This window comes from Streptomyces sp. NBC_01481, from assembly GCF_026339995.1.
Classification (GTDB): domain Bacteria; phylum Actinomycetota; class Actinomycetes; order Streptomycetales; family Streptomycetaceae; genus Streptomyces.
The window spans coordinates 135,165-161,936 of the sequence record NZ_JAPEPT010000001.1 but is presented as its reverse complement, the minus strand read 5'-3'; the positions used below and the strand labels follow the sequence as shown (position 1 = coordinate 161,936).

Sequence of the window (26,772 nt, the reverse complement as noted above, 5' to 3'; positions counted from 1 at the left end):
CCTCGTGCCGTGAGCCGTGCCGTGAGCCGTGCCGTCAGCCGGTGTTGCGCAGGCCCGCCGCCACTCCGTTGACCGTCAGCAGCAGCGCACGCGCCAGCAGCGGGTCCGGCTCCTCGCCCTTCTCCGCGGCCTGGCGCTGGCGCGCCAGCAGCGAGACCTGGAGGTAGGAGATCGGGTCCAGATAGGCGTCACGGATCGCGAAGGTCTGCTGCAGCGCCGGGTTGGAGTCGAGCAGCCGCTCACCGCCCGAGATCCGCAGCACCTCACGCACCGTCAGCTCGTGCTCCGCCTCGATCACGCCGAAGACATGCTTCAGGTGCTCGGGGACGAGTGTGTCGACGTAGTGGCGGGCGATTCGCAGGTCCGTCTTGGCCAGCGTCATCTCGACGTTCGCGATGAAGTTCCGGAAGAAGTGCCACTGTTCGCGCATCTCGTCCAGGACCGTGTCCAGGCCCGCCTCGCGCAGCGCCTTGAGGCCCGAGCCGACGCCGAACCAGCCGGGCACGATCTGCCGCGACTGTGTCCAGCCGAAGACCCAGGGGATGGCCCGCAGTCCGTCGAGTCCGGCCCCGCTGTCCGGGCGGCGTGACGGGCGCGAGCCGAGGTGGAGGTCCGCGAGCTGGTCCACGGGCGTGGCCGCGAAGAAGTACGCGGGCAGATCCGGGTCCTCGACCAGCTTCCGGTAGGCGTCGTGCGCCGCGTCCGAGACCGTGTCCATCGCCGCGTCCCAGCGCGCCAGCGCCTCGTCGGACTGGCGCGGCGAGGTGTGCAGCGCCGAGGCCTGCAGCGTCGCCGCGACCGTCAGCTCCAGGTTCTCCCTGGCCAGCGACGGGATCAGGTACTTGTCGGAGATGACCTCGCCCTGCTCGGTCACCTTGATCTCGCCCTCGAGCGTGCCCCACGGCTGCGCGAGGATCGCGTCGTGCGAGGGGCCGCCGCCGCGGCCGACAGTGCCGCCGCGGCCGTGGAAGAGCCGCAGCCGTACGCCGTGGCGGTGCGCGACGTCGCGCAGCCTGCGCTGCGCGCGGTGGATCTCCCACTGCGAGGTGGTGATGCCGCCGAACTTCGACGAGTCGGAGTACCCGAGCATGACCTCCTGGACGTCTCCGCGCAGGGAGACCAGGCGCCGGTAGGAGGGGTCCGCCAGCATGCCGTCGAGGATGACGTCGGCGGCCTTCAGCTCGTCCGTCGTCTCGAGGAGCGGCACGATGCCGATGTTCGCCCAGCCCGCGTGCAGATCGATCAGTCCGGCCTCGCGTGCGAGCACCGCCGCCGCGAAGACGTCGTCCGCGCCCTGGCACATCGAGATGATGTACGACTCGATGACCTCGTGCCCGAAGCGCTCGAAGGCTTCCTTGACGGTGTGGAAGACCCCCAGGGTCTTCTCTCCCGCCGCGTCCAGCGGAGCGGGCGTGGGCGCCAGCGGTCGCCGCGAGCGGAGCTCCTTGGCGAGCAGCTTCTGCCGGTAGTCGCGCGGCATGTCGGCGTAGCGCCAGGATTCCTCGCCGAGGCGGTCGAAGAGCTGCCCGAGCGCGTGGTGGTGGGCGTCCGCGTGTTCACGTACGTCCATCGTCGCCAGCTGCAGTCCGAAGGCCGCGAGCGTGCGGATCGTGCGGTCCAGGCGGCCGTCGGCGAAGAGTCCGCCGCGGTGGGCGCGCAGCGAGGTCTGGATCAGGGTGAGGTCGTGCAGCAGCTCGGCCGTGCCGAGGTAGTCGCGGCCCTCGGCGTGCGGTGTGCCCTTGGCGAGGCGTTCGCGGGTGTTGACGAGCTTCTGCCGGATGCAGGTGGCCTTGAGGCGGTACGGCTCCTCGGCGTTGAGGCGCTTGTAGCGGGGGCTGATCTCCGGCAGCAGCTCCAGGTCCTGCCGGAGCGAGCTCAGCAGTTCCTCGGTCGCGCCGGTGTAGCGGATGGAGTTGGAGAGCAGTCCGCGCAGGCCGTCGATGGCGTCGAGCGCGTCGGTGATGCCGTGCTCGTGCTGGAGGATCAGCACCTCCCAGGTCACCGCGGGGGTGACATTGGGGTTGCCGTCGCGGTCGCCGCCGATCCAGGTGCCGAAGGTCAGCGGCCGGGTGCCCGGGGGCAGTTCGACGCCGACCCTCTCCAGCTCGGCGGCGAGGTCCTCCAGGACGTCGCCGACGGCACCGGCGTGCAGCTCGTCGAGGTAGTAGATCGCGTTGCGCGCCTCGTCGGCCGGCTCGGGCCGTACCACCCGCAGCTCGTCGGTCTGCCAGATGAGATCGATGTTCTCGGCGAGCCGCAGATCGTGCCGGCGCCGGTCGGCGGGGCTGACGGGGGTCTCCAGCAGCTCGGCGATGCGGCGCAGCTTGTTCAGTACGGAGCGCCGGGCGGCCTCGGTCGGGTGGGCGGTGAACACGGGCCGGACGTTAAGGTTTCTGACCGTCTCGCGCAGATGCTCGGGGTCGGCGTCCTTGAGCCGGTCCGCGGTGCGGGCCAGCAGTCCGCCCTCGGCCGCACGCCGCTCGCGCATCTCGTGGCCGCGGTGCACCTGCTCGGTGACATTGGCCAGATGGAAGTACGTGGAGAAGGCCCGCACCAGCTTCGCTGCGGTCTCCAGGTCGGTGTCGCCCAGCAGCTCGGCGGCGGCCTCACCGTCGCTGCGCGTCAGGGCCCGGACCCGCTCGACGAGCTCCAGGAGCTCCGGGCCCTCCTGGCGGACGAGGGTCTCGCCCAGGAGGTCGCCCAGTCGGCGGATGTCGGCGCGCAGCTCGGTACTGGCGGTGGGGGTCTGGTCGGCACTGCTCACAGGTGCGGCTCCTTGCAGTGTTTGAGCACGTCTGGAGGGGTCTGGAGGCTGCGGACCGCGCTGTCCGACGACACCCAGGATAGGTGGCCTTTCCTTTGACGTTCGCCGCCGTTCTCCACAGGTCTCTTGCCGCGAGGCTGGGCACTGCCATACTTACGTTGCCGTAGGTTACGCATCCGTAACGCGGTACCTGTTGTGATCTCTCACCCCACAGGGGACCCCCATGACGACAAGCCCCGATCTGCTGAACGACGCCCCCGAGACCCCCTCGGCCGACCTCCCCTATGCCACGCTCAGCGGGGACAGCAAGCGGTCGATCGAGCAGATCGCCCTGCTGCTCTTCATCACGGTGCCCTTCGTCGCCCTGCTCGCGGCCGTGCCGCTGGCCTGGGGATGGGGGGTGAGCTGGCTGGATCTCGGCCTGCTCGTGGCCATGTACTACATCGGCTGCCACGGCATCACGATCGGCTTCCACCGCTATTTCACCCACGGCTCCTTCAAGGCGAAGCGCCCGCTGCGGATCGCGCTCGCGGTCATGGGTTCGCTGGCCGTCGAGGGCCCACTGGTGCGCTGGGTGGCCGACCACCGCAAGCACCACAAGTTCTCCGACGCCGAGGGCGACCCGCACTCGCCCTGGCGTTTCGGCGAGAGTGTCCCCGCGCTGATGAGGGGCCTGTGGTGGGCACACATCGCCTGGATGTTCGACGAGGAGCGCACTCCGCAGCACAAGTACGCACCGGACCTGATCAAGGACCCGGCGCTGGTCCGGATCTCCCGTGACTTCATCTACTGGACGATCCTCTCGCTCGCGATCCCGCCGCTGGTCGGCGGACTGGTGACGATGTCGTGGTGGGGCGCCTTCACCGCGTTCTTCTGGGGCTCGCTCGTCCGGGTCGCGCTGCTGCACCACGTCACCTGGTCGATCAACTCGATCTGCCACGCGGTCGGCAAGCGCCCCTTCAAGTCCCGAGACCGCTCGGGCAATGTCTGGTGGCTGGCGGTGCTGTCCTGCGGCGAGTCCTGGCACAACCTCCACCACGCCGAGCCGACGAGCGCGCGCCACGGCGTGCTGCGCGGCCAGGTCGACTCCAGTGCCCGGCTGATCCGCTGGTTCGAAAAGCTGGGCTGGGCGTACGACGTGCGCTGGCCGAGCGCGTCCCGTATCGACGCCCGGCGCCAGAGCGAGGCAGCCGACCCGGCATGATTGACGACGTGGCGATCGACGGCAGTAGCAGCGGTACGGACAAGAAGCGGCCCTCCGGAAGCCGGCGGGCCCGTCGGGTCCGGATGACCGGGGCGGAGCGCCGGGAGCAGCTGCTGGACATCGGCCGCACCTTGTTCGCCGAGAAGGGCTTCGAGGGCACATCGGTCGAGGAGATCGCCGCGAAGGCGGGTGTCTCCAAGCCGGTGGTGTACGAGCACTTCGGCGGCAAGGAGGGGCTGTACGCCGTCGTGGTCGACCGCGAGATGCGCCAGCTGCTCGACATGGTGACCGGAGCGCTGACCGCGGGGCATCCGCGGGAGCTGCTCGAACAGGCGGCGTTCGCGCTGCTCGACTACATCGAGATGTATACGGACGGTTTCCGCATCCTCGTCCGTGATTCGCCCGTGGCCCAGTCGACGGGCACGTTCGCCTCGCTGATCAGTGATATCGCGACCCAGGTCGAGGACATCCTCGGCCTGGAGTTCAAGGCGCGCGGCTTCGATCCGAAGCTGGCTCCGCTGTACGCCCAGGCGCTGGTCGGCATGGTCGCGCTGACGGGCCAGTGGTGGGTGGACGCCCGCCGCCCCAAGAAGGCCGAGGTCGCGGCGCATCTGGTGAATCTGGCGTGGCACGGACTGGACGGTCTGGAGCAGAAGCCGCGGCTGATAGGGCACCGCAAGAGCTGACCGGGCTCACGGCGTATCCGATGGCCCCGGATCCCGTACGCAGAGCGCCCCGTCACGCCGGATCGCCGGTGGGCGGGGCGCTCCCGCGCATTCAGAGGGCCCCCGTCCCCGTCGGCTCCAGGAACTCCGGCCGGTTGCCGACCGGGTCCTCGGAGTAGAAGCGACGGTGGCCGTGGAGGTTGTCGTCCCAGACCACCATCGCGCCGCGCTCCTCCAGCCGCGCCGCATATGCCTCGATCCGGGTGACCCGCAGGCCGGGGTGCGCCTTCTTGGCCGGCCGGAAGTGACACTCTCCGCCTCCGGCGGGGGCGGCCTCGATGCCCAGGTGGAGCTGGACGGTTCCTTCCCCCACAGCCTTCGGCGTGGGAGGTGCCCCCAGGAACCAGACGCCCCCACGGGCTGCAAGGACCGGCGGCTTGGGGATCTCCGTCATGCCGAGCACATCGGTGCAGTACGCGCGCAGGGCGTCCTCCGCCCCCGGGGGCGCGGCGAGCTGGACATGGTCAATGCAGACCAGCATCACGACCCCTTTCGTGCGACGGCGAAGACGCGGCGGAACGGGAACACGGTGCCGTGCGGGCCCGGCGGGTAGGCCTTGCGGAGCAGGTCGCGGTACTGGCCGAGGAATTCGTGCTCCGCGTCGGGATCGTCCGCGAGTTGGGTCAGGACCGGGCGCAGGGCCGTGCCCTTGACCCAGTCGAGGACCGGGTCCTCCCCCGTGAGCAGCTGGAGATAGGTGGTTTCCCAGGTGTCCGTCTCGCAGCCGAGATTCACCAGGCGTTCGAGGTAGTCGGCCGGTTCCAGGATGTGCACGTAGCGGCGGCCGTGGTCGCCCAGGCGCTCGCGCCACTGCGGGGTGCCGCAGAGTTCGGCGAGCAGGGCGTGGCTGGGGGAGGTGAAGTTGCCGGGTACCTGGAAGGCGAGGGTGCCACCTGGGTTGAGGCCGTCGACCCAGAGGGGAAAGGACTCGGGATGGTTGGGCACCCATTGCAGTGCGGCGTTGGAGACGATCAGGTCGTACGGCGCCTCGGGTGTCCAGTGCGCGGCGTCGGCGGGCCTGAAGTCGAGCCAGCCGCCGCCGGCCGTGGTGCCCGCGTGCTCCTTCTCCGCGATCGCGAGCATCTCGGGAGAGAGGTCGAAGCCGGTGATGTGGGCGTCGGGCCAGCGGTCGGCGAGCAGTGCGGTGACATTGCCGGGGCCGCAGCCGATGTCCGCGATACGGGCGGGCCGGCCGCGGTCCGGCAGCTGCGGTATTCGGTTGAGCAGGTCGAGGAACGGCCGGGTCCGGTGCCCTGCATGGCGCAGGTACTGATGCGGATCCCAGGTTGGTTGGCCGGAATGCATGTTCGAGCCCCCTTGAGTGGAACGGTGTGCCGAAGCGGAACGAGGTTCCGGCCCGACCATGCCCAAGGTTGAGCCCTAATATATCTTGACGTCAAGAGACTTCACATCGACAGACCCTCTACACTGATCGACATGGAGGACGAGGTCGATCGACTGGTCGCAGCATGGCGCCGTGAGCGCCCCGACCTCGACGTGGAGCCGCTCGAGGTGCTCAGCCGCGTCTCCCGGCTCGCCCGCCATCTCGACCGGGCCCGCAGGCTCGCCTTCTCCGAGCACAATCTGGAGCCGTGGGAGTTCGACGTGCTCACCTCGCTGCGGCGCGCGGGGGCTCCGTATCAGCTCTCGCCCGGCCAGCTGCTGACCCAGACCCTGGTCACCTCCGGCACGATGACCAATCGTATCGACCGGCTCGCCAAGAAGGACCTGGTGGAGCGACTGCCGGACCCCAGTGACCGGCGGGGGGTACTGGTGCGCCTCACCCCCGAGGGGCGGGACCGCGCGGACCAGGCACTGGCAGGGCTGCTCGCGCAGGAGCGCGCGATCCTCGCCGAACTGTCGCGGGCACAGCGGGGCGAACTGGCTGCGTTGCTACGCCAGTTGACCGCCCCGTTCGACAACGTCCCCGGCTAGGTCGACCGGGCCGACACCTGCGCGGCGCGCGAGAGCGACCGCGGCGAGGGTGGAATGGACGCCCAGCTTCCCCAAAACGTTCTGCATATGCGTGCGGACGGTGTGCGGAGACAGAAACAGGCGCTCGGCGACGGCCTTGCGCCCCAGGCCCGCGACCATACAGCGCAGTACCTCCCGCTCGCGCGGGGTCAGCGACTCCACGAGCCGTTCGCTCTCGGTGCGGTGCTTGCGGGCCGCGGTCAACTCCCGCAGTACGCCCGTGAGCAGGGCGGGCGGCAGATGCGTCTCGTCCCGCAGCACGCCCCGTATCACCGCGAGCAGGCGCTGCAGCGAACAGTCCTTGGCGACCCAGCCGGAGGCACCGGCCTGGAGCGCGAGGGCGGCACGGCGCGGGTCGTCCTTCTCGGCGAGCACGACGGTACGGACCGCGGGCTGGCCTGAACGGACGCCGGCGACCAGGGAGATGCCGTCGACGAGGCTCTCCTCGCCGTTGTCCGGCACGGCACGGGCGACCACGGCGCGGGCGCCGGGCACCGGCTGGGTACCGAGGTCGGCGTCGACGAGCATGACATCGAATCTGCGCCCCTCGACGGCCGCACGCTCCAGACACCGCAGCGCGGCCGGACCGCTGCCGGCCGCGGCGACATCGACGTCGGGCTCGGCGGCGAGCGCGGCAGCGAGCGACTCGGCGAAGATGCGGTGGTCGTCCACCACCAGGACCCGGATACGAACCACAGACACCCCCAGTGTCGGAGGACGGACCGGCGCGGGTACGGCGCCCGGAGAATGGGGTACTACAGCGGTCGCTCGGCCGCCGCCGTGCTGTGACTGATACCCCGCCCCGGGCGTCGTACCCGACTGTCTCGCCCCCTGATCAACACCGGCCCCCACCGGTGCTGAGCATCAGCGTACGGCTGGGTGGCCGGAGCGGAAGGCTATTTACAGAACTGATTGGCCAGGCTGTTCAGGGTGTGCCTCGTGTTTCGTATTGAGACAGAAGTCGACAAAGATCGGCGCAGGCGGGGTCGCTCCCCAGCCCCATCCCGGCTGTGACATATGCGGCAGAACCGCATATCCGGCCCGTCCGGCGCGGCACGTCCCGCTCAGGACACGCGCGTCGCGCCCGGGGACGGGATCGCCGTGAAGATCCGCGGCTCCGTGCGGCCCTTCGTCGCGAAGGACTCCAGGAGCGACGTGCGCACTGTCGCCGACATCGACGTCTCCGTGAGGACGATCGCCGACCCCCCGAAGCCGCCCCCCGTCATCCGCGCCCCCAGCGCGCCCGACGCCAGGGCCGTGTCGACCACCAGGTCCAGCTCCGGGCAGGAGACGCGGAAGTCGTCGCGCAGTGAGACATGGCCCTCGGTGAGAACCGGGCCGATCGCGCGGACCTCGCCGGACTCCAGGAGCGCGATCACCCGCTCGACCCGGCGGTTCTCGGTCACGATGTGCCGTACCAGGGGGCGTACTTCGGGGTTCTCCAGCCGGGCCAGTGCCCTCTCCAGACCGGCGTATGGGACGTCCCGCAGCGCGGGGACACCGAGTGCCGCCGCGGCCGATTCGCAGCCCGCGCGGCGCTTGCCGTACTCGCCCTCGCTGTGGGCGTGCTTCACGCGGGTGTCGACCACCAGGAGTTCGAGGCCGAGCGCCGCCAGGTCGAGGGGGATCTGGCGCTGCGAGAGGTCCCGGGTGTCCAGGTGCAGGGCGTGGCCCGCGGTGCAGCAGGCCGAGGCCGTCTGGTCCATGATTCCGGTGGGCGCGCCGACGTAGACGTTCTCGGCGCGCCGGCACAGCCGGGCCGTGTGCCACCGCTCCAGGCCCAGTTCGTACAGGTCGTTCAGGGCCAGCGCCGTGACGACCTCCAGCGCCGCCGACGAGGACAGGCCCGCGCCGGTCGGGACCGTCGACTCGTAGTGGATGTCCGCACCGCCCACCGCGTGGCCCGCGTCCCGCAGCGCCCAGACCACGCCTGCCGGGTAGTCGGTCCAGCTGCCCGGGCCGCGCCCGGGCGCCAGGTCGTCGACGCGCAGTTCCACCGCGTCGCCCCTGGCGTCCGCCGAGTGCAGCCGCAGCACCCCGTCGTCGCGTCGCGAAACCGTCGCGACGGTGGTGTGGGGCAGCGCGAAGGGCATCACGAAACCCTCGTTGTAATCGGTGTGTTCACCGATCAGATTCACCCGTCCGGGCGCCGCCCACACACCGTCGCTCATGACCCGCCGGCCCTCCCCCGGGCGAAGTCCCAGGCGTCCGACACGATTCCCGCCAGATCCGCACGGCTCGGCTGCCAGCCCAGGCGTTCCTGCGCGGTGGCCGCGGAGGCGACGAGCACCGCCGGGTCGCCGCCGCGGCGCGCCGCCACGACCTCCGGGACGGGATGCCCGGTGACCTTCCGTACGGTCTCGATGACCTCGCGGACCGAGAAGCCGTTGCCGTTGCCGAGGTTGCAGATCAGGTGCTCGCCGGACTTCGCCGCGTCCAGGGCGAGCAGATGCGCGTCGGCGAGGTCGGCGACATGGATGTAGTCGCGTACGCACGTGCCGTCCGGCGTCGGGTAGTCGTCCCCGAAGACGGAGATCGACTGCCGCTTTCCGAGCGCGACCTGGAGTACGAGCGGGATCAGGTGCGACTCTGGGTCGTGGCGCTCACCGTAACTGCCGTACGCGCCTGCCACGTTGAAGTACCTCAGCGACACCGCAGCGAGGCCGTGCGCCACCGCCTCGCCCGTGATCATGTGGTCGACGGCCAGCTTGGACGCGCCGTACGGGCTGGTGGGGGCCGTCGGGTCGGTCTCCGTGATGGGCGTGGACACGGGTTCGCCGTACGTCGCCGCGGTGGAGGAGAAGACCAGCTTGCGCACTCCTGCGGACCGCATCGCCGCGAGCAGTTCCATCGTCCCGCCGACGTTGTTCGCCCAGTACTTCTCGGGCTTGATCACGGACTCGCCGACCTGCGAGCAGGCCGCGAAGTGCAGCACCGCGTCGTAGGAAGAGTCCAGCCACCTGGCGGCATCGCGGATGTCGCCCTCGACGAAGTCCGCGCCCGCGGGGACGCCCTCGCGGAAGCCGGTGGAGAGGTTGTCGAGAACGGTGACCTCGTGCCCCGCCTCCAGCAGGTGCTGCGCCACCACGCTGCCGACATACCCCGCACCGCCTGTGACCAGGCATTTCGGGGGTCCGGGGGTCGCCCCCCGGGTAGATACAGACTTGCTCACGCGCTCGCTACCTCTCGCAGTCGCTCGGCCGCGGTCTCCGGCGGCACATCGTTGATGAACACGCTCATACCGGACTCGGAACCCGCGAGGAACTTCAGCTTGCCGGAAGTGCGGCGGATGGTGAAAAGCTCAAGATGCAGCCCGAAATCACTCCGGTTGACGTCGCGGAAGGGCGCCTGGTGCCAGGCCGCGATGTACGGCGTCGGCGGTTCGGCCTCCCCGAAGATCCGGTCGAACCGCCTCAACAGTTCCAGATAGACCTGTGGGAACTCTGTGCGCGCCGCCTCGTCCAGCGCCCGCAGGTCCGGGACCCGCCGGCGCGGGTAGAGATGCACCTCGTACGGCCAGTGCGCCGCGTACGGCACGAAGGCGACCCAGTGCCCGCCCTCCAGCACCACCCGTACGCCCTGCGCGCGCTCCCGCTCCACGACCTCGTCGAAGAGATTGCGCCCGGTTCTGGCCCGGTGCTCGGCGGCCGAGCGCAGCATGAGCGAGGTCCGGGGCGTCACAAAGGGGTACGCGTAGATCTGCCCGTGCGGATGCCCCAGCGTGACGCCGATCTCCGCACCCCGGTTCTCGAAGCAGAAGACCTGCTCCACCTGCGGGAGTTCGGCCAGGTCGGCGGTGCGGTCGGTCCAGGCGTCGAGGACCAGGGCGGCCTGCGCCTCGCTGAGGTCGGCGAAGGAGGCGTCGTGGTCGGAGGTGAAGCAGACGACCTCGCAGCGGCCGGAGTCACCGGCCAGGGACGGAAAGCGGTTCTCGAAGACGGCGACGTCGTAGTCGGCGGCGGGGATCTCACTGAGGCGGCCGTCCCGGGACGGACAGAGGGGGCATTCGTCGGCCGGCGGGTGGTAGGTGCGGGCCTGGCGGTGCGAGGCGATGGCGACACAGTCGCCGAGGAGCGGGTCGTGGCGGATCTCTGAGGTGGTGGAGATGGGATCGAGCGGCCGCCGGTCGACGGCATCGCGTACGGCGTCGTCGCGGGAGTCGTAGTAGAGCAGCTCACGACCGTCGGCGAGCCGGGTCGACGTCTTCTTCACCTGGGCTCCCTCAGCCTCCCAACACACAGAAACGAACATAACAAATCACAAGCCAACAGGCCGCGTCAATGGGTGGTCAGGCGTAAGAGAGCGCTTGCACGCAGATGTGTCGACACGTTTCGGATGACAGCTACGGGTGGACGCAGCGCGGCCGCACAGAGAGCGGGGCACCGTCAGCGGGCGCAGCTGCGCCCGCGGTGGCGTGGCCGGGTCAGCTGTGATCCGCGCCCGGTCCGGGCGACGGCGGCGAGAAGATCGCCGCCCGGTCGAGGAGCCCGGTGCGGGCGGCCAGGGCCGCCGCCTCCAGGCGGGAGCCGACCCCGAGTTTCATCAGCACCCGCTGTACGTGCGTACGAGCCGTGCTCGGCGCGATCCCCATGCCCGCCGCGATCAGCCGGGTGTCCTCGCCCTCCGTGACCCGCACCAGCACCTCGACCTCGCGCGGGGTGAGCAGCTGGAGCAGCCGCTGCCCCTCGTCGTCCGGCTGGGCGGCCGGGTTGAGCAGTTCGGCGAACGCGCCCTGCAGCAGCTGCGGAGCCACCACCGCCTCGCCCGCCCGGGCCTTGACCATGGCGCGTTCGACACCCTCGATGCGCTCGTCGTGGCGTACGTAACCGGAGGCGCCGGCCGCGAAGGCCGCGGCGATCCCGCGCGGGCTGGGCACCGGGCCGAGGACCACCACGGCCACCTGCGGGCGTTCCCGCTTGATCTTGACGATGGGGTCGAAGGCACCCGGTTCCGCGGGGGTCGCGGTGCCCAGCAGGCACACCTCGGGCGCCCTGCTGACCACCAGGTCGGCCGCGCCGGCCGCGGGGGCCGCCGCCGCGAGCACCCGGTGCCCGCGCAGCTTCAGGGCCGAGGCGAGCGCCTCGGCGAGCAGTCGGTGATCATCGAGCACCATGAGCCGCACGCCCATCGAGCAACCCCCATCCCCGCGAGCTGGCCCCCCGGCCCTCTGACCCGGCAAGCTACACGCTTGTTCGAGATCGCGCGCCCCCAACGTGGCAGAAGCCCCCCAGAGTGCCGAATTCTTCGCCAAACAGGGCTACTTATGACCGAGGCCCGGCACATCGGTGATCCAATGTGCCGGGCCGGGGGGCGAATCGCGCCGCCTGTGGGGTGTCAGTCCGCCGTACTGAAGGCCACCGTCAGGTACTTCTTCCCGAACGAGGACGCGGACGCGGACCGCTTGCTCATCAGGGTGGCTCCGATATACAGCCGCCCGTTCGCATACCGGTACTCGGCGCCGTCCGAGGAATAGCTGGTCTCCGCCTCCCGTACCGACTTGTCGGCCGGATTGTCCATCAGCACCGTCTGCTTGAAGGTGGCACCGTCGATGCTGACAACCTGGCCGCCCTTGTCGTAGGGGGGCCACTTGTACGCGATGACGTTGCCGCCGTCCATCCGGATCGGGAACATCGTGAACCGGTCGCCCGCGTCCGCGCGGTCTCTGGTGGGCTTTCCGGTGGCGAGATCGTACGAGACGATCTCGTTGGTCCGGCCGTACTCCCCGCTGCCCTCGTGCTCGGTCGTCGGCAGATACAGCCTGCCGTTGCCGACGACGACCTTCTGGCAGGTCTCCACCTCGGTGGAGCCGCACCTGGCCGTGAACTTGTCGCCCGTCGCCGAGATCTTGGCGCGCAGGGCGCCCTTGTCGTCGATCGAGAAGAAGTCCGAGATGCCGCCCGAGCCGGTGTCGCCGACATCGGCGGCGACAACCAGCGGCTTGGTCGAGACGATGCTCGCGTAGTCGACGCCGGGCGGCAGCTTGTACGAGAAGGCGGGGGTGCCGTTGTCCGGGTTCAGGCTCTGGATGACGACCTGAGGGTTGTCGTACGTACCGCATTTGCGGGCGGCGACGAGCGCCGGGCCGCCGCCGTAGCCCATGTCGTAGCAGCCCTCGGCGTCGGTTTTGGGCTTCCAGCGGACGGCACCGCTGTTGAGGTCGAAGGCCGCGCCGCCGTCGGTGCCGCCCGCGGCGACCGTGGTGCCGCTCTGGGTGACCTCGCTGAACTTGACCTTGCCGTCACCGCTGGAGGTGCCGGTGACGGACTTGCTCCACAGCAGCTTGCCGGTGCCCAGGTCGACGACGCCGACCTCGGTGCAGGGCTGGTAGTTCTTCGGCGGCTTCCGCTTGGCGGCCTCGAAGACGATCGCGGCCTTGTTGTCCTCGGAGAGGTGGCGGGAAGCCGCGCAGATCTGGCCGGGGAGCGGAAGGGTCCACAGCGGGCTGCCCTTGGCCGCGTCGTACGCGACAAGGGAGTTGATGCCCGGCTTGACGTAGGCCTTGTCGGTGACCCAGGAGCCCTTGACGCTGGTGATGTCGGTAACCGCGGGCTCCGGCAGCTGGAAGGCCACCTTGGAGTGGACGTTGGCGGGCGCCTTCTCCTTGCCGGGGCCGTCGGCGGCCTTGCCGCCACCGCTGCCGCCGCCGTCGGAGCCGCCGGTTGTGCCGCCGGTTGTGCCGCCGGCGCTGTTCTTGGCCTCGTCCTTCTTGCCCTCACCCCCGTCGTCCTTGGAGGCGAACCAGATGCCGCCCGCGACGATCAGCACGACGGCGACGGACGCCGCGATGATGATCTGCATCTGGGTGCTCAGCTTCTTGCCGCCGCCGCTGCCGCCGGGCTGGGGCGGCATGTACTGCGGCTGCATCGGCTGCGTCGGGTACCCGTAGCCGGGCTGGCCCTGGGGTTGGCCCTGCGGATATCCGTAGCCCGGCACCTGCCCGGGCGCCTGCGGGTAGCCGTAACCGGGCTGCCCCTGCGGCGGCTGGGCGGGCGGCGGGGTCTGCGGATAGCCGTACGAAGGATCCTGCGGGGGCGGCGTCGGCGCTCCGAAGCCTCCCGGGGGAGGGTCCTGGGGCGCGCCGAAGCCACCCTGTGGTGGCTGGCCCGGTGGCTGGTTGGGCGGCGGGGGCGGCTGCGTCATGGCGTACTACCTCGGAAGGATGCTGGAGCGGGGACGTGGGTCAAAAGGACTCAGAACGCGGTCACTTGCCGAAGGCGATCATGGTCTTCGTCTCCTTCTCCTCCGCGTCGTTGCTGGCGCTGACACGGCCGCTGGCGAGGAAGAACCGGCCGTCCGCGTAGACCATCTTCGACGAGAAGAAGGAGCTCTCGATCTCGGCGGTCGATGCGGGGTGCTGCAGCAGCACCTTCGGCGCGCCGCCCGTCGGCGCGATCGTGGCGACCGCGCCGCCCGCGTCGTACGACGCGTCCATGTAGACGAGGACGCTCCCGTTCTCCATGCGCAGCGGGGTCATCTTGCGCTTGCCGTCGGCGGGCGAACGCCACTTCTCCTTGCCGGTGTCGAGGCTGAACGCGACGACGTCGTTGGCGGTGCCGTAGGCGGTCTCGGTCGCCATGTAGAAGGTGGAGGCATCGGCGGCCACGCCGGTGCAGCCCTCCAGGTTCTGGCCGAAGACCACGAACGCCCCGCCGCAGCGCGGCGCGAACTTGTCCTTGCCGCCCTGGATCTGCGAGCGCGGCTTGCCGTTGTCGGTCAGCGCGACGATCGACCACTTCTTCGGCTCACGCTGGTTCAGCGAGATGACGACAGGGCTGACCGAGTAGACCTTGCCGATCTCCCAGCCGACCGGGGCGTTGTACGTCCACTTGGCCTTGCCGGTGGCCGGATCGACCTCCGACAGCTGATGCTTGGGCTTGTTGTAGTCCGACGTGGGGCAGCTCGCGGCGGCGAGCAGCTTGACGCCGCCCGCGAAGGCGAACGGCTTGCAGCCCTCGCTCGGGCCCTTGAAGAGCTGCTTGCCGTCGGTCATCGAGAAGCCGTACGAGTTGCCGCTGCCGCCCGCGGCGAGGGTGTTGCCGCTGATCGACAGGGTGAAGTCGGAGAGGGAGAAGAAGCCGGTGCTCTTAGGAATCGACTTCTTCCAGCCTGCCTTGCCGGTCTTCAGGTCGATCATCTGCAGATCGAGGCACTTGGCCTTCTCGGTGAGGCCGTCCTTGACGCCCACGACGATCTTGCCGTCGGTGGAGGTCTGCACGGGTGCGGAGCACACCTCGGCGCTGAGCGGGACGCTCCACTTCTTCTTGCCGTCGGTCACCGAGTAGCCGACGACCTCCTTGTACATCGCCTTGGCGACGGTGTCGCCGGCCACCCAGGGGCCGAAGACCTCGGCGCCGTTGCGCGGCAGGTCGACATCGTTCTTCGACAGGAAGAGAACCTTCGCCTCGCCCGGCTTGCGCCCGGCGTTGAGGTCGTCGTTGCCCTCGCGGCCGTCGCCGCTGCCGTCGCCCTGGTCGACGGACTCCGAGCCGGTGGGCTTGGGGTCGTCGCTCTTGCTGACGTTCTTCTCGTCCTTCTTGTCGTCACCACCGCTGAGGGCGAGGTAGGTTCCGCCGCCGATCACCAGCAGACCGGCCACGGCCGCGCCGATGATGACGCCGGGCTTGCCCTTGAAGAAGCTGCCGCCGCCGCTGCCGGGTGGAGTGGGCGCGCCCGGGTACTGCGGCTGCGTGGGGTACCCGCCGTAGGGACCGGACTGCTGGCTGTACGGTCCGGGCTGCTGGTTGTACGGACCCGGCTGGCCGGGGGCCTGCTGCGGGTAGCCGTATCCGGGCTGGGCGGGCTGCTGCTGCTGCTGCGGATAGCCGTAGCCGGGCGCGCCGGGCGGCGGCCCCTGCGGCGGGGCGGGCGGCATCTGCGGCGGCTGCGCGGGCTGCTGAGGAGCGCCGAAGCCGCCCTGCGGGGGCTGGTTCGGCGGCTGGTTCGGCGGCTGCGGGGGCTGGTTCGGCGGCTGTGTCATGGGTGATTACCTCTGGAATGGGGAGATGGGAGAAGGAGTGGGGACGTCCGAGTGCCTCGGAACACGGTCACTTGCCGAAGGCCATCAATGTCTTGGTCTCCTTCTCCCTCGCGTCGTCGAGACCGGTGATCTGGGTAGTGGTGAGGAAGATCCGGCCGTCCGCATACGCCGTCCGCGGGTCCTGGAAGCCGCTTTCGATCTCGGCGGTCGACAGCGGGTGCTTCAGCAGGACCTTCGGCGTGCCGCCCGTGGGAGCGATGGTCGCGACCACGCCACCCTGGCTGAACGTCGGGGCGATGTAGACCACGGCGCTGCCGTTCTCCACGGTCAACGGCATCATCGTGCGGTCGAGTCCCACCGATGAACGCCACTTGGCCTTGCCGGTATCCAAGTTGAAGGCGACAACCTCGTTGGTGCCGGTCGGCTCGGTGGCCAGGTAGAGGGTGGACGCATCGGCGGCGACACCGGTGCACCACCCCTGGATGTCGCCGCGGTAGTCGATGGCCGTACTGCTGCAGCGCGGCTTGAACTTGTCCTTGCCGACCTGGAGCTGCGAGCGCAGCTTTCCGCTGTCCGTCAGGGCGATGACCCGCCGCTTGGTGTGATCGTCGTTGTCGTCGGCCTCCAGCTTGATGGAGACGACGACCGGGCTGACCGAGTAGACCTTGTCGACCTGCCAGTTGGCGGGGAGCGCGTACGTCCACCTGGTCTTGCCGCCGGCCGGATCGATCTCCTGGATCTGCCCCTTGAAAATATCCGCCTCGCTGCTGCTCGTGGGGCAACTCACGGCGGCGATCAGCCTGGCGCCGCCCGCGAAACCGTAAGGCAGGCAGCGGGACGACGGCTTGCCGAAGAGCTGCTTGCCGTCGCTCAGGCTGTAGCCGGAGGAGTGGTCCAGCCCTGTCAGGGCGACCGTGTTCCCGCTGACGGCGAGGATGTAGTCGGTGAAGCCGACGACGCCCTTGGGCTTGGGGATGGGCTTTTTCCAACCCGCCTTGCCGGTCTTCGCATCGATCATCTGGAAATCGCTGCAGTCGGACTGCTCCGTAATGCCGTTCTTGACACCGATGACGATCTTTCCGTCGGTCGAAGCCTGCGGGGCGCCGAGGCACACAGGCGTGCCGAGCTTCAGGCTCCACTTCTTCTTGCCGTCGGTCACGGAGTAGGCGGCGACCTCCCGGTACATGGCCTTGACGATCGTGTCGCCGACCACCCAGGGGCCGAAGACCTCGGCACCGTTGCCGGGCACGTCGACGTCGTTCTGCGCCAGGAACAGCACCCTTGCCTCGCCGGGGCTGCGCCGGGCGTTGACGTCCTCGACGCCGATGGTGTCGTCGGTGGCGCCCTGGTCGGCGGAGGCTGAACCGGACGGCTTGGGAGTGCCACTGCCCTTGCTGACGGCGGGCTTGCCGTCCTTGCCGTCACCACTGAGCGCGAACCAGGTACCGCCGCCGATGACCAGGAGGCCTGCGACCACCGCGCCGACGACTGCTCCGCGCCTGCCCTTGAAGAAGCCACCGCCGCCACCGCTGTTGGGCGGAGTGGTCCCACCGGAGTGCTGCGACGGGACCGGGTGGCCGGCGTACGGTCCGGGCGGCTGGTTGTACGGGCCCGGCTGCTGACCGTACGGTCCGGGCGGCTGCGCGGGCGGCGGAGGAAACCCCTGCTGCGAACCCTGAGAAACGCCAAACCCACCCCGCGGCGGCTGCTGTTGGCCGGGCGGCTGAGTCATCGGCACTTCCCCCTTGGTGCGGCCCGCTGTCCGAGCCGGTCTCCCCCGCTGATCCGCCGAGCCTTCGCTCCGGAAGGGAGCGATTCGGACACGGCTCCCGCTGTTTCACGTCAGTCGAACAGGGCTTCTTTCTATCACTCGGATAGGCTCGAACGCGGGGCCGGTCTCCCCTGTTCCCAAGGGAGGACCGGCCCGTGATGGGGTTGTTACGTGCTCTCCACGGCTTCTCTACGCCACAGCTGCCACGCCGAGTTGGCTACGCGTCCTCACGCGTCCTCGGCCAGCTCCAGCCAGCGCATCTCCAACTCGTCCCGCTCGCCGATCAGTTCACGCAGCTCGGTGTCCAGCTTCGCCACCTTCTCGAAGTCCGTGGCGTTATCGGCGATTTGGGCGTGCAGGTTGGTCTCCCGGTCGGAGATCTTGTTCAGCTGCCGCTCGATCTTCTGCAGTTCCTTCTTCGCCGCCCGCACGTCCGCCGCCGACTTCTCGGTCGTCGGGGCGGCGGGCGCCGCGGCCGCCGCCGCGGCCGCCGCCGGAGCCGCGGTCTCGATCATCCGCTGCCTGCGCTCCAGGTACTCGTCGATGCCGCGCGGCAGCATCCGCAGGGCCGCGTCGCCCAGCAGCGCGTACGTCTTGTCCGTCGTCCGCTCGATGAAGAAGCGGTCGTGGGAGATGACGACCATCGAGCCCGGCCAGCCGTCGAGCAGGTCCTCCAGCTGGGTCAGCGTCTCGATGTCGAGGTCGTTGGTGGGCTCGTCGAGGAAGAGGACGTTCGGCTCGTCCATCAGCAGGCGCAGCAGCTGCAGCCGGCGGCGCTCACCGCCGGACAGATCGCCGACCGGCGTCCACTGCTTCTCCTTGGTGAAGCCGAACTGCTCGCACAGCTGACCCGCGGTCATCTCCCGGCCCTTGCCGAGGTCGACCCGGTCGCGCACCCGCTGCACGGCCTCCAGCACCCGCAGGTTCGGGTCGAGCTCGGCGACCTCCTGCGAGAGATACGCCAGCTTCACGGTCCTGCCGACGGTGATCTTCCCGGCCGCGGGCTGCTGCTCGCCCTGCGTACGCGCGGCCTCGGTGAGCGCACGCAGCAGCGAGGTCTTGCCCGCGCCGTTCACGCCGACCAGGCCGATACGGTCGCCGGGGCCGAGCTGCCAGGTCAGATGCTTCAGCAGCACCTTCGGTCCGGCGGTGACGGTCACGTCCTCCAGGTCGAAGACGGTTTTGCCCAGGCGGGCGTTGGCGAACTTCATCAGCTCGCTGGTGTCCCGCGGCGGCGGCACATCGGCGATCAGTTCGTTGGCTGCCTCGATGCGGTAGCGCGGCTTGGAGGTACGGGCGGGGGCGCCGCGCCGCAGCCAGGCCAGCTCCTTGCGCATCAGGTTCTGCCGCTTGGTCTCTTCGGTGGCCGCGATGCGCTCGCGCTCGGCGCGCGCGAAGACGTAGTCGCTGTAGCCGCCCTCGTACTCGAAGACCGAGCCGCGCTGGACGTCCCACATCCGGGTGCAGACCTGGTCGAGGAACCAGCGGTCGTGGGTGACGCAGACGAGCGCCGAGCGGCGGGCCTTCAGATGCTTCGCCAGCCAGGCGATGCCTTCCACGTCGAGGTGGTTGGTGGGCTCGTCGAGAACGATCAGGTCCTGGTCGGCGATGAGCAGCTTGGCGAGCGCGATCCGGCGGCGCTCACCGCCGGAGAGCGGGCCGATGACGGTGTCCAGGCCCTGCTCGAAGCCCGGCAGATGCAAATCGCCGAAGAGCCCGGTGATGATGTCGCGGATCCGTGCGTTGCCGGCCCACTCGTGGTCGGCCATGTCGCCGATGACCTCGTGCCGGACGGTCGCCTCGGGATCGAGGGAATCGTGCTGCGTGAGCACGCCGAGCCGCAGACCGCCGCTCTGGGTGACCCGCCCGGTGTCGGGCCCCTCCAGCTTGGCGAGCATGCGGATGAGGGTCGTCTTGCCGTCGCCGTTACGGCCGACGACACCGATGCGGTCCCCTTCGGAGACGCCGAGGGAGACTCCGTCGAGCAGGGCACGGGTTCCGTACACCTTGCTGACTGCCTCGACATTGACCAGGTTGACGGCCATTAACACTCCAGATGAGGGGATCGATCGATCCTCCAGCCTAGTCGCCGCGGGGAGTGCGATAACGTGCGGCGGCCTATCGGACAGCGTGGGGGGCGCGGAGTCACGCCGCGGCGTCCGCCCGGCGCCCGCCCGCGCGCTCGACGAGCAGCCAGCCGACGAGAGCCATGGCGACGGCGGCAGGCGCGGTGACGCGTACGGCGACGAGCATCGCGGTCCTGCCCTCCAGCAGCCCGCCGAAGCCGACCATCGACAGGCCGAGCACGCCGAAGAGGCAGAGCGTGATGCCGAGCGCGGCGACGGGTCCGCCGGAGCCTGAACCGGGCCTCGCGGATGCGGGGCGTTCGAAGGAGCGGAAGGCGGCGACGAGGACTGCCGTGAGGACGAGTGCGGCCGCCATGCGCAGCGGCATCTGCGTCCACCAGGCCGCCGAGGCGGGCGCGGGCAGTGCGACGTCGAGGGCGAGCAGCGCGCCGTACACCCCGAGCATGGCCGTGAGGTGCCACAGGAACGCGGTCATCGCGATCCCGTTGGCGGCGACGACGCCGCGCCAGATCCGCGGGCGGGCGACCAGCCGTGCGCCGGGCGTCCGCAGCAGCTCCACCGCGCCGACGAGCCACAGCCCGTGGCACAGGAGCGCAAGGGTGGGCGGGGCCATGTTGGAGACCTTCTCGCCGGGCATCCCGACCATGGACAGCGGATACGGCCCGAACGCGACGAGCGCGGCGGCCCCGGTCAGCCCGGCCGCGGCGAGGGCCGCGGGCATCCGTATGCGGCCGTCGGCGCGGAGGAAACCGAGCTGGTGGACGGCGAGCCAGACGAAGGCGAAGTTCAGGAACTCCACGAAGGGCACGTGCCCGGCGAACCGCGCCACGTCGACGGCGACCGCGCCCGCGACGAGGGCGCCGAAGGCCCCCCATCCGTAGCGCTCGTGCAGCTTCAGCAGCGGCGGGGTGAAGGCGACCATGGCGAGATAGATCCCGATGAACCACAAGGGCTGCGCAACGAGCCGCAGCGCCACCCCGGTCAACCCGCCGTCACCGCCGAGCAGTTGCAGCAGCAGGGCGGCCGTGCCCCAGACGAGGATGAACACGATCGTCGGCCGCAGGAGCCGCTGGAGGCGGGCCCGCAGAAAGACGGAGTAGACGGATCCGTCGGGCTGCTTGCGGCGCAGGGAGCGGTAGGAGAGCGCGTGCGAGAAGCCGCCCACGAAGAAGAACACCGGCATGACCTGCAGCACCCAGGTCAGGACCTGCAGCCCGGGCACGACGGCGAGGAGATTGCCGACCTCGTCCCCGGTGACGACGGCCATCAGCCAGTGCCCGAACACGACCGTGCCGAGCGAGGCGACCCGCAACAGGTCCACATACCGGTCCCGCGCCGAGGGTGTGGCGGCGGCGAGCTCACGAACGCTTGATCCCATGGGGGTACGGTGCCGCGGCGGTCGGGGGCGGCGTGAGGGCTCACGTACTCAGACGGAATCTGAGTACGTCGGGACTGGGGGCTCTCCCCGGGGGCTCCGCCCCCAAGCCCCCATACGCCCTTCTGGGGGTCCCCCCACGCCCGCAGGGCGTAGGGGGAGTGTCCTCAATCGCCGGACGGCTGACATGTGCGGCCGGGCCGCACATTCAGCCCCTCCGGCGATTGAGGAGCGGGATGGTTGGGGGTCCCCCGGACGGAGTCTGGGGGAGGGCGGGGTGGGGGAAGGAACCCTCAGGCCCCGACCACCCTCGCGCCGCCCGTCGGCGACGACGCCACCCTCGCCTCGCGGCACGTCCCCGACGCGAGCAGCGCCTCCGCCACCGACCGCGCCGACTCCTCGTCCTTCGTCAGGAACGCCGTCGTCGGGCCCGAGCCGGAGACCAGCGCCGCCAGCGCGCCCGCCGATGTACCCGTCTGCAGCGTGTCCGCCAGGGACGGCCGCAGGGAGAGGGCCGCGGGCTGCAGGTCGTTGGCGAGGGCGCCCGCCAGGGACGGCGCGTCGCCCGTGCGCAGCGCGTCGAGCAGGGCCGCGGACGCCGCCGGGGCCGGGACCGCGAGGCCCTCCGTCAGGCGGTCGAACTCGCCGTAGACCGCCGGTGTCGACAGGCCGCCGTCCGCCACCGCGAACACCCAGTGGAACTCGCCGCCGACCTCCAGCTCGGTCAGCCGCTCGCCGCGGCCCGTGCCCAGTGCCGCCCCGCCCACCAGGCTGAAGGGGACGTCGCTGCCCAACTCGGCGCAGATGGATAGCAGTTGGGCGCGGGTGGAGTGAAGGCCCCACAGGGTGTCGCAGGCCAGCAGGGCCGCCGCGCCGTCCGCGCTGCCGCCCGCCATGCCGCCCGCGACCGGGATGTCCTTCGCGATGTGGATGTGGACGTCGGGGGACAGTCCGTGCCGCGCGGCGAGCAGTTCGGCCGCCCGCGCCGCCAGGTTCGTACGGTCCAGGGGGACCTGGCCCGCGTCCGGACCCGAGCAGGTGATCGTCAGGGAGGACGCGGGGCTCACCGTCACCTCGTCGTACAGCGAGACGGCGAGGAAGACATTGGCGAGGTCGTGGAAGCCGTCGGGCCTTGCACCCCCCACCGCCAGCTGGACGTTGACCTTGGCGGGGACTCGTACGGTGACGCTCACGCCTTCGCCTCCGCGATCCGTGCGAACTCCTCGACCGTCAGGGACTCGCCCCGGGCCTGCGGGGAGACACCGGCGGCCACCAGGGCCTTCTCCGCCGCCGCGGGTGATCCGGCCCAGCCCGCGAGCGCAGCCCGAAGCGTCTTCCGCCGCTGCGCGAAGGCCGCGTCGACCACCGCGAAGACCTCCGCCTTGGTGGCGGTGGTGTCCACCGGCTCGGACCGGCGCACCAGGGACACCAGACCGCTGTCCACGTTCGGCGCCGGCCAGAAGACGTTCCGGCCGATCGACCCCGCCCGCTTCACCTGCGCGTACCAGTTCGCCTTCACCGAGGGGACGCCGTAGACCTTGTTGCCGGGCGATGCCGCCAGCCGGTCCGCGACCTCCGCCTGGACCATCACCAGCGTCCGCTCGATCGTCGGGAAGCGGTCCAGCATGTGCAGGAGGACGGGCACGGCGACGTTGTACGGGAGGTTCGCGACCAGCGCCGTCGGCTCGAGCCCCGGCAGTTCGTCGACGAGCATCGCGTCGGAGTGGACCAGCGAGAAGCGCGTCGCGCGCTCCGGCATCCGGGCCAGGATCGTCGAGGGCAGCGCGCCCGCGAGCACATCGTCGATCTCGACGGCGACGACCCGGTCCGCCGCCTCCAGCAGGGCGAGGGTCAGCGACCCGAGCCCCGGGCCGACCTCGACGACCACGTCGTCCTCGCGCACCTCTGCGGTGCGGACGATCCTGCGGACCGTGTTGGCGTCGATGACGAAGTTCTGGCCGCGCTGCTTGGTGGGGCGTACGCCCAGCGCTGCGGCCAGTTCACGGATGTCGGCGGGGCCGAGGAGTGCGTCGGGCTCAGTGGTGCTCACCGATACAGCCTACGGCCGCAGTGCGGCCACGGACTCGCCCCCCGTTGCACGAAGAGCTTCTTCGCCCGGTACGTCTGTTCTGCCGCGGACGCGTCCTGCGGCCGCCCGGTGCCGCCCAGCGCGTGCCAGGTCTCGGTGTCGAACTGGTACAGCCCGCCGTAGTTCCCCGACGGATCGACCGCGCCCGCCCGCCCGCCCGACTCGCAGAGCGCGAGAGAGCCCCAGTCCAGGCCGTCCGCGCCCCGCACGGAACTCGGCAGCGGCCTCGTGCCCACCATCACCAGCTGGGTGACCGGCTCCCTTACGACCTCCTCGGCGACCTTCCTCGGCCGCTGCCGCACCCCGTTGACCGTGCGCAGCGCGTAGGTGACGCGCCGGGCGCCCGGCCTGCCCTGCTGCACGACGACCTCCGTGCCCGTGAAGAGCGAGGAGTCCCAGGTCTTCTCGGTGTCGTACGCGATCGGCTCCTCGCGCACCTCCCGGGTGGAGGTGATCCGCATGACGGTGACGGTCTGGCCGTCGCGCGGGAAGCTGCCGGGCGGCACGGACGTGGTGTCCAGGCCGTGCAGGGCGATCCCGGCCTCGCCCAGTGCCTCGCGGACGGTGGCCGCGTTCGTACGGATGGTCCGCTCGCGCCCGTCGGCCATGAAGGTCACGGTCCGCTCGGTCCGTACGTCCAGGACGAGGCCCGTGCGGGAGATCACCTGGGAGCGGGACGCGGACAGATACGCGCCCTCGGCCCGCACCCCGAGCTGGCGCAGCGCGCCGTCGACGGTGCGGGCGGTGGTCCACACGCGGCGGGGCTGCCCGTCCAGGGTGAGCATGACGGGCCGGCCGTAGCGGACGACGACGTCGTCGCCGCTGGCGAGAGCCGAGCCGGGGGCGGGGGCGACGATGTCGTGCGCGCCCACCTGGACCCCCTCGTCCTCCAGGAGTTCATCCACGTCGTCGGCGAAGGTGTGCATGGTGCGCGGCACGCCGTCGACGGTGAGCCGCACGGCCTTGTCGTTGGCGACGAAGGCGGAGGTGCCGCCCGCCAGGAAGGCGACGACGAGGGCCTGCGGGACGAGGCGACGCAGCGTGTCGGGCTTCTCTTCCGCCCTGCGGCGGCGTGCGGCCCGCCGGGCCTCGGCGCGTCCGCCCGGTCCCTCGGCGTCGCGGGCGGGGCTCTGCCGCGGCAGCGTCGGGGACGGCGGCGCCGGAAGCGAGACGTACGTCGGCGTGTAGCCCTCCGCGTAGGTGTCGATGTCGCTCTCGTACGACGAGAGAGCGTGGCGGGCGCCACGCGCGGCACGGTGACTGCCCTGCGAATTGTTCACGACGCTCCGTAAGGTCCGGTCCGGTCCGCCCGATGGCGTTGCGGGCCGGGACGATAGCGGAGTCCGGTCACTCTCCCAAGCGATTCGACTACGCAGTGTCGCGACGCTACCCTGTGTGCCGTTATCCCTCAGTAATCAAAGGCGCGGGCCGTGTTGGCCGCGATCGCCGCGGCCAGCGTGTCCTCGTCGAGCCCCCTGACGGCCGCCATCGCACGCAGCGTGACCGGAATGAGATACGGCGCGTTAGGCCGTCCGCGGTACGGCGCGGGCGTGAGGAAAGGCGCGTCCGTCTCGACGAGCACGAGTTCGAGCGGGGCGACGGCGAGCGCATCGCGCAGCGGCTGGGCGTTCTTGAAGGTCACATTGCCCGCGAAGGACATGAAATAGCCTGCGGCCGCGCACACTTCGGCCATTTCCGCGTCACCGGAATAGCAGTGGAAGACGGTCCGCTCGGGGGCGCCCTCCTCGGCGAGGATCCGTAGCACATCGGCGTGCGCGTCGCGATCGTGGATGACGAGGGCTTTGCCGTGCCGCTTCGCGATCTCGATATGAGCCCGGAACGAGCGCTCCTGGGCGGCGATTCCGTCGGCTCCCGTACGGAAGTAGTCCAGGCCGGTCTCGCCGACGGCCTTCACCTGGTTCAGGGAGGCGAGCCGGTCGATCTCGGCGAGCGCGTCGTCGAGGGCACTGTCGCCGCCGCCCTCGCGGGCGCCCTGGCGGGACCAGCCGTCAGGGTCGCCGAGCACGATCCGCGGCGCCTCGTTGGGGTGCAGCGCGACCGCGGCATGCACGCTGTCGTGCGCCGCGGCCGTCTCCGCCGCCCAGCGCGAGCCCTTGATGTCGCAGCCCACCTGCACGACGGTACTCACTCCGACCGCCGCGGCCCTGGCCAGGGCCTCTTCGACCGTGCCCTCCTGCATGTCCAGGTGGGTGTGCGAATCGGCGACCGGAATCCCGAGGGGTTCGGGCAGCGGCGGCGGGCTTGACTTCGAGCTCATGGGCGCGATCCTACGAGGCTCGCGCCCGGGGCCTCACTTGCGGTGGAAGGGGTGCCGGAGATCGGAGAGTTGCCAGTGATGGGGCTCGCCCGGCTCGGACTGGCCGGCGTCGGACTGCGCGGTCTCTGGCGGCGCCGTCTCGGCCGGCGGCTCGGCGGTCTTGTCCCGCTTCTTGGGCTTCTTGGCCGCCTGCTCGTGCGGTCGGGGCGGCTCGGCCGGGAAGGGCCCCGTGATCGAGACGGACGACCCGATCAGGTTGTGCATCGACGAGAACTGTCCCGCCCGCATGATCCGTACGACATGCCCGCCGCAGTTCATGCAGGTCGGGCTCGAGAGCGGAGACGGCACCCGCAGACCGTTGGCCTTGTAGACGACGTATTCCTGGCCCGCGCCGTCGATGTGATGCTCTATCTCGTACTCCTGCTCCCAGCCGTGCCCGCAGCGCATACAGGCGAAGGCGTATGCCTCGTGGACCCTGGGGGTGCCCGTGATCTCACTCATGCCAGCTCCTCTCCACCGATCCAGTGGACGCCTATTACGGCGGGAGCGCATCAACGCCTGTCGATTAATGGTGTGGTCTTTGGGATTCCCATGCAGTAAAGGTCAGGACGCGGTCTGCGCTTTGCCTTTTACGATAGTCCTTTACCGTCCGCGGGGACCGTTCGATCCGCATTCTTTGCCGCCACCACGGCATCGAACACCTCCCGTTTGGGAAGTCCCGCTTCGGCGGCGACCGCTGCGATGGCCTCCTTGCGCCGCTCCCCCGCCTCCTCGCGCACCTGCACCCTGCGCACCAGCTCAGCGGGGTCGAGCTCACCCGGACCGGCCTCCGGCGCTCCCTCGACGACGACGGTGATCTCGCCGCGTACGCCCTCGGCGGCCCAGGCCGCGAGCTCGCCGAGGCCGCCGCGCTTGACCTCCTCGTACGTCTTGGTCAGCTCGCGGCACACGGCTGCCCGGCGCTCGGCGCCGAACACGTCGGCCATCGCGGCGAGGGTGTCGTCGAGCCGGTGCGGGGCCTCGAAATAGACCAGGGTGCGCCGCTCGTCCGCGACCTCGCGCAGCCTGCCGAGCCGTTCGCCGGCCTTGCGGGGCAAAAAGCCCTCGAAGCAGAAACGGTCCACGGGCAGCCCCGACAGGGCGAGCGCGGTCAGCACGGCGGACGGTCCCGGTACGGCCGTGACCTTGATGTCCTTCTCGACCGCGGCGGCCACGAGCCGGTAGCCGGGGTCCGAGACGGACGGCATCCCGGCGTCGGTGACAAGCAGCACCCGGGCGCCGCCCGCGAGCGCCTCGACGAGCTCCGGCGTACGGGCGGACTCGTTGCCCTCGAAGTACGAAACCACCCTCCCTGTGGTGTGCACACCGAGCGCCTGGGTCAGCCTCCGCAGCCGCCTGGTGTCCTCGGCGGCGACGATGTCGGCGCCCTCCAGCTCGGCGGCGAGCCGGGGCGGCGCGTCCGCGACATCACCGATGGGGGTCCCTGCGAGTACCAGCGTTCCTGTCACATACGCCATCCTCGCAGGAC

22 protein-coding genes are annotated in these 26,772 nt (G+C 70.4%); 3 read left to right on the top strand and 19 right to left on the bottom strand.

What is annotated here, in order from left to right; genetic code table 11:
* Positions 1-34: 34 nt before the first annotated feature.
* Positions 35-2,764 carry a phosphoenolpyruvate carboxylase gene (gene ppc, locus OOK40_RS00855; protein ID WP_266475714.1) on the bottom strand — a complete coding sequence of 910 codons (2,730 nt, stop codon included), beginning with the start codon at positions 2,762-2,764 and terminating at the stop codon, positions 35-37.
* A 223-nt stretch (positions 2,765-2,987) separates the two neighbouring features.
* Here ppc and OOK40_RS00850 point away from each other — a divergent pair, with 223 nt between their 5' ends.
* Together OOK40_RS00850 and OOK40_RS00845 are read left to right on the top strand one after the other, a co-directional pair.
* Positions 2,988-3,968: a fatty acid desaturase gene (locus OOK40_RS00850; protein ID WP_266475712.1), complete on the top strand. Its 981-nt coding sequence runs from the start codon at positions 2,988-2,990 to the stop codon at positions 3,966-3,968.
* Positions 3,965-4,654: a TetR/AcrR family transcriptional regulator gene (locus tag OOK40_RS00845; RefSeq protein ID WP_266475710.1), complete on the top strand. Its 690-nt coding sequence runs from the start codon at positions 3,965-3,967 to the stop codon at positions 4,652-4,654. The genes OOK40_RS00850 and OOK40_RS00845 overlap by 4 nt, the downstream gene beginning before the upstream one ends.
* 91 nt (positions 4,655-4,745) lie before the next feature.
* Here OOK40_RS00845 and OOK40_RS00840 read toward each other — a convergent pair whose 3' ends face one another.
* Positions 4,746-5,174 (bottom strand): glyoxalase, encoded by a 429-nt coding sequence (locus tag OOK40_RS00840; protein WP_266475708.1) that lies wholly within the window; start codon positions 5,172-5,174, stop codon positions 4,746-4,748.
* Complete coding sequence (locus OOK40_RS00835; RefSeq protein ID WP_266475706.1) at positions 5,174-5,998, bottom strand: trans-aconitate 2-methyltransferase; 825 nt, start codon at positions 5,996-5,998, stop codon at positions 5,174-5,176. The genes OOK40_RS00840 and OOK40_RS00835 overlap by 1 nt, the downstream gene beginning before the upstream one ends.
* A 132-nt stretch (positions 5,999-6,130) precedes the next feature.
* Here OOK40_RS00835 and tamR point away from each other — a divergent pair, with 132 nt between their 5' ends.
* Positions 6,131-6,628, top strand: a complete 498-nt coding sequence (gene tamR / locus OOK40_RS00830) for a MarR family transcriptional regulator TamR (RefSeq protein WP_266475704.1) — start codon at positions 6,131-6,133, stop codon at positions 6,626-6,628.
* On the opposite strand, the gene OOK40_RS00825 is transcribed toward tamR, so the two are convergent.
* The 16 genes from OOK40_RS00825 to rsmI form a co-directional block, all read right to left on the bottom strand.
* On the bottom strand, positions 6,587-7,363 hold the full coding sequence (locus OOK40_RS00825) for a response regulator transcription factor (protein ID WP_266478692.1): 777 nt from the start codon (positions 7,361-7,363) through the stop codon (positions 6,587-6,589). The two genes, tamR and OOK40_RS00825, sit on opposite strands and share 42 nt — an antisense overlap.
* A gap of 368 nt (positions 7,364-7,731) precedes the next feature.
* Positions 7,732-8,838: a galactokinase gene (gene galK, locus OOK40_RS00820; protein WP_266475702.1), complete on the bottom strand. Its 1,107-nt coding sequence runs from the start codon at positions 8,836-8,838 to the stop codon at positions 7,732-7,734.
* Positions 8,835-9,788, bottom strand: a complete 954-nt coding sequence (galE, locus tag OOK40_RS00815; RefSeq protein ID WP_266478689.1) for a UDP-glucose 4-epimerase GalE — start codon at positions 9,786-9,788, stop codon at positions 8,835-8,837. The genes galK and galE overlap by 4 nt, the downstream gene beginning before the upstream one ends.
* A 47-nt stretch (positions 9,789-9,835) precedes the next feature.
* Complete coding sequence (galT, locus tag OOK40_RS00810; protein ID WP_266475700.1) at positions 9,836-10,879, bottom strand: galactose-1-phosphate uridylyltransferase; 1,044 nt, start codon at positions 10,877-10,879, stop codon at positions 9,836-9,838.
* Between the two features lie 211 nt (positions 10,880-11,090).
* Entirely contained in the window at positions 11,091-11,795 is a 705-nt protein-coding gene (locus tag OOK40_RS00805; RefSeq protein ID WP_266475699.1) for a LuxR C-terminal-related transcriptional regulator, read from the bottom strand.
* A 206-nt stretch (positions 11,796-12,001) separates the two neighbouring features.
* Positions 12,002-13,807: a PQQ-binding-like beta-propeller repeat protein gene (locus OOK40_RS00800; protein WP_266475698.1), complete on the bottom strand. Its 1,806-nt coding sequence runs from the start codon at positions 13,805-13,807 to the stop codon at positions 12,002-12,004.
* Positions 13,808-13,868: 61 nt separating this feature from the next.
* On the bottom strand, positions 13,869-15,644 hold the full coding sequence (locus OOK40_RS00795; RefSeq protein WP_266475697.1) for a PQQ-binding-like beta-propeller repeat protein: 1,776 nt from the start codon (positions 15,642-15,644) through the stop codon (positions 13,869-13,871).
* Between the two features lie 67 nt (positions 15,645-15,711).
* Positions 15,712-17,376 carry a PQQ-binding-like beta-propeller repeat protein gene (locus OOK40_RS00790; protein ID WP_266475696.1) on the bottom strand — a complete coding sequence of 555 codons (1,665 nt, stop codon included), beginning with the start codon at positions 17,374-17,376 and terminating at the stop codon, positions 15,712-15,714.
* Between the two features lie 266 nt (positions 17,377-17,642).
* Entirely contained in the window at positions 17,643-19,460 is a 1,818-nt protein-coding gene (locus OOK40_RS00785; protein WP_266475694.1) for an ABC-F family ATP-binding cassette domain-containing protein, read from the bottom strand.
* Between the two features lie 100 nt (positions 19,461-19,560).
* Positions 19,561-20,880, bottom strand: coding sequence for an acyltransferase (locus OOK40_RS00780; protein ID WP_266475693.1), 1,320 nt, complete (start codon positions 20,878-20,880; stop codon positions 19,561-19,563).
* Positions 20,881-21,170: 290 nt separating this feature from the next.
* Positions 21,171-22,070: a 4-(cytidine 5'-diphospho)-2-C-methyl-D-erythritol kinase gene (locus OOK40_RS00775; RefSeq protein ID WP_266475692.1), complete on the bottom strand. Its 900-nt coding sequence runs from the start codon at positions 22,068-22,070 to the stop codon at positions 21,171-21,173.
* A complete protein-coding gene (gene rsmA / locus OOK40_RS00770; protein ID WP_266475691.1) occupies positions 22,067-22,927 on the bottom strand; it encodes a 16S rRNA (adenine(1518)-N(6)/adenine(1519)-N(6))-dimethyltransferase RsmA in 861 nt (286 codons plus the stop codon). The genes OOK40_RS00775 and rsmA overlap by 4 nt, the downstream gene beginning before the upstream one ends.
* Positions 22,924-24,108: a resuscitation-promoting factor gene (locus tag OOK40_RS00765; protein WP_266478686.1), complete on the bottom strand. Its 1,185-nt coding sequence runs from the start codon at positions 24,106-24,108 to the stop codon at positions 22,924-22,926. Before OOK40_RS00765 ends, rsmA begins: the two co-directional genes overlap by 4 nt.
* 266 nt (positions 24,109-24,374) lie before the next feature.
* Positions 24,375-25,244 carry a TatD family hydrolase gene (locus tag OOK40_RS00760; RefSeq protein ID WP_266475689.1) on the bottom strand — a complete coding sequence of 290 codons (870 nt, stop codon included), beginning with the start codon at positions 25,242-25,244 and terminating at the stop codon, positions 24,375-24,377.
* A gap of 33 nt (positions 25,245-25,277) precedes the next feature.
* Complete coding sequence (locus OOK40_RS00755; RefSeq protein ID WP_266475687.1) at positions 25,278-25,745, bottom strand: hypothetical protein; 468 nt, start codon at positions 25,743-25,745, stop codon at positions 25,278-25,280.
* Between the two features lie 128 nt (positions 25,746-25,873).
* Positions 25,874-26,761, bottom strand: coding sequence for a 16S rRNA (cytidine(1402)-2'-O)-methyltransferase (gene rsmI / locus OOK40_RS00750; protein ID WP_266475685.1), 888 nt, complete (start codon positions 26,759-26,761; stop codon positions 25,874-25,876).
* Positions 26,762-26,772 lie beyond the last annotated feature (11 nt).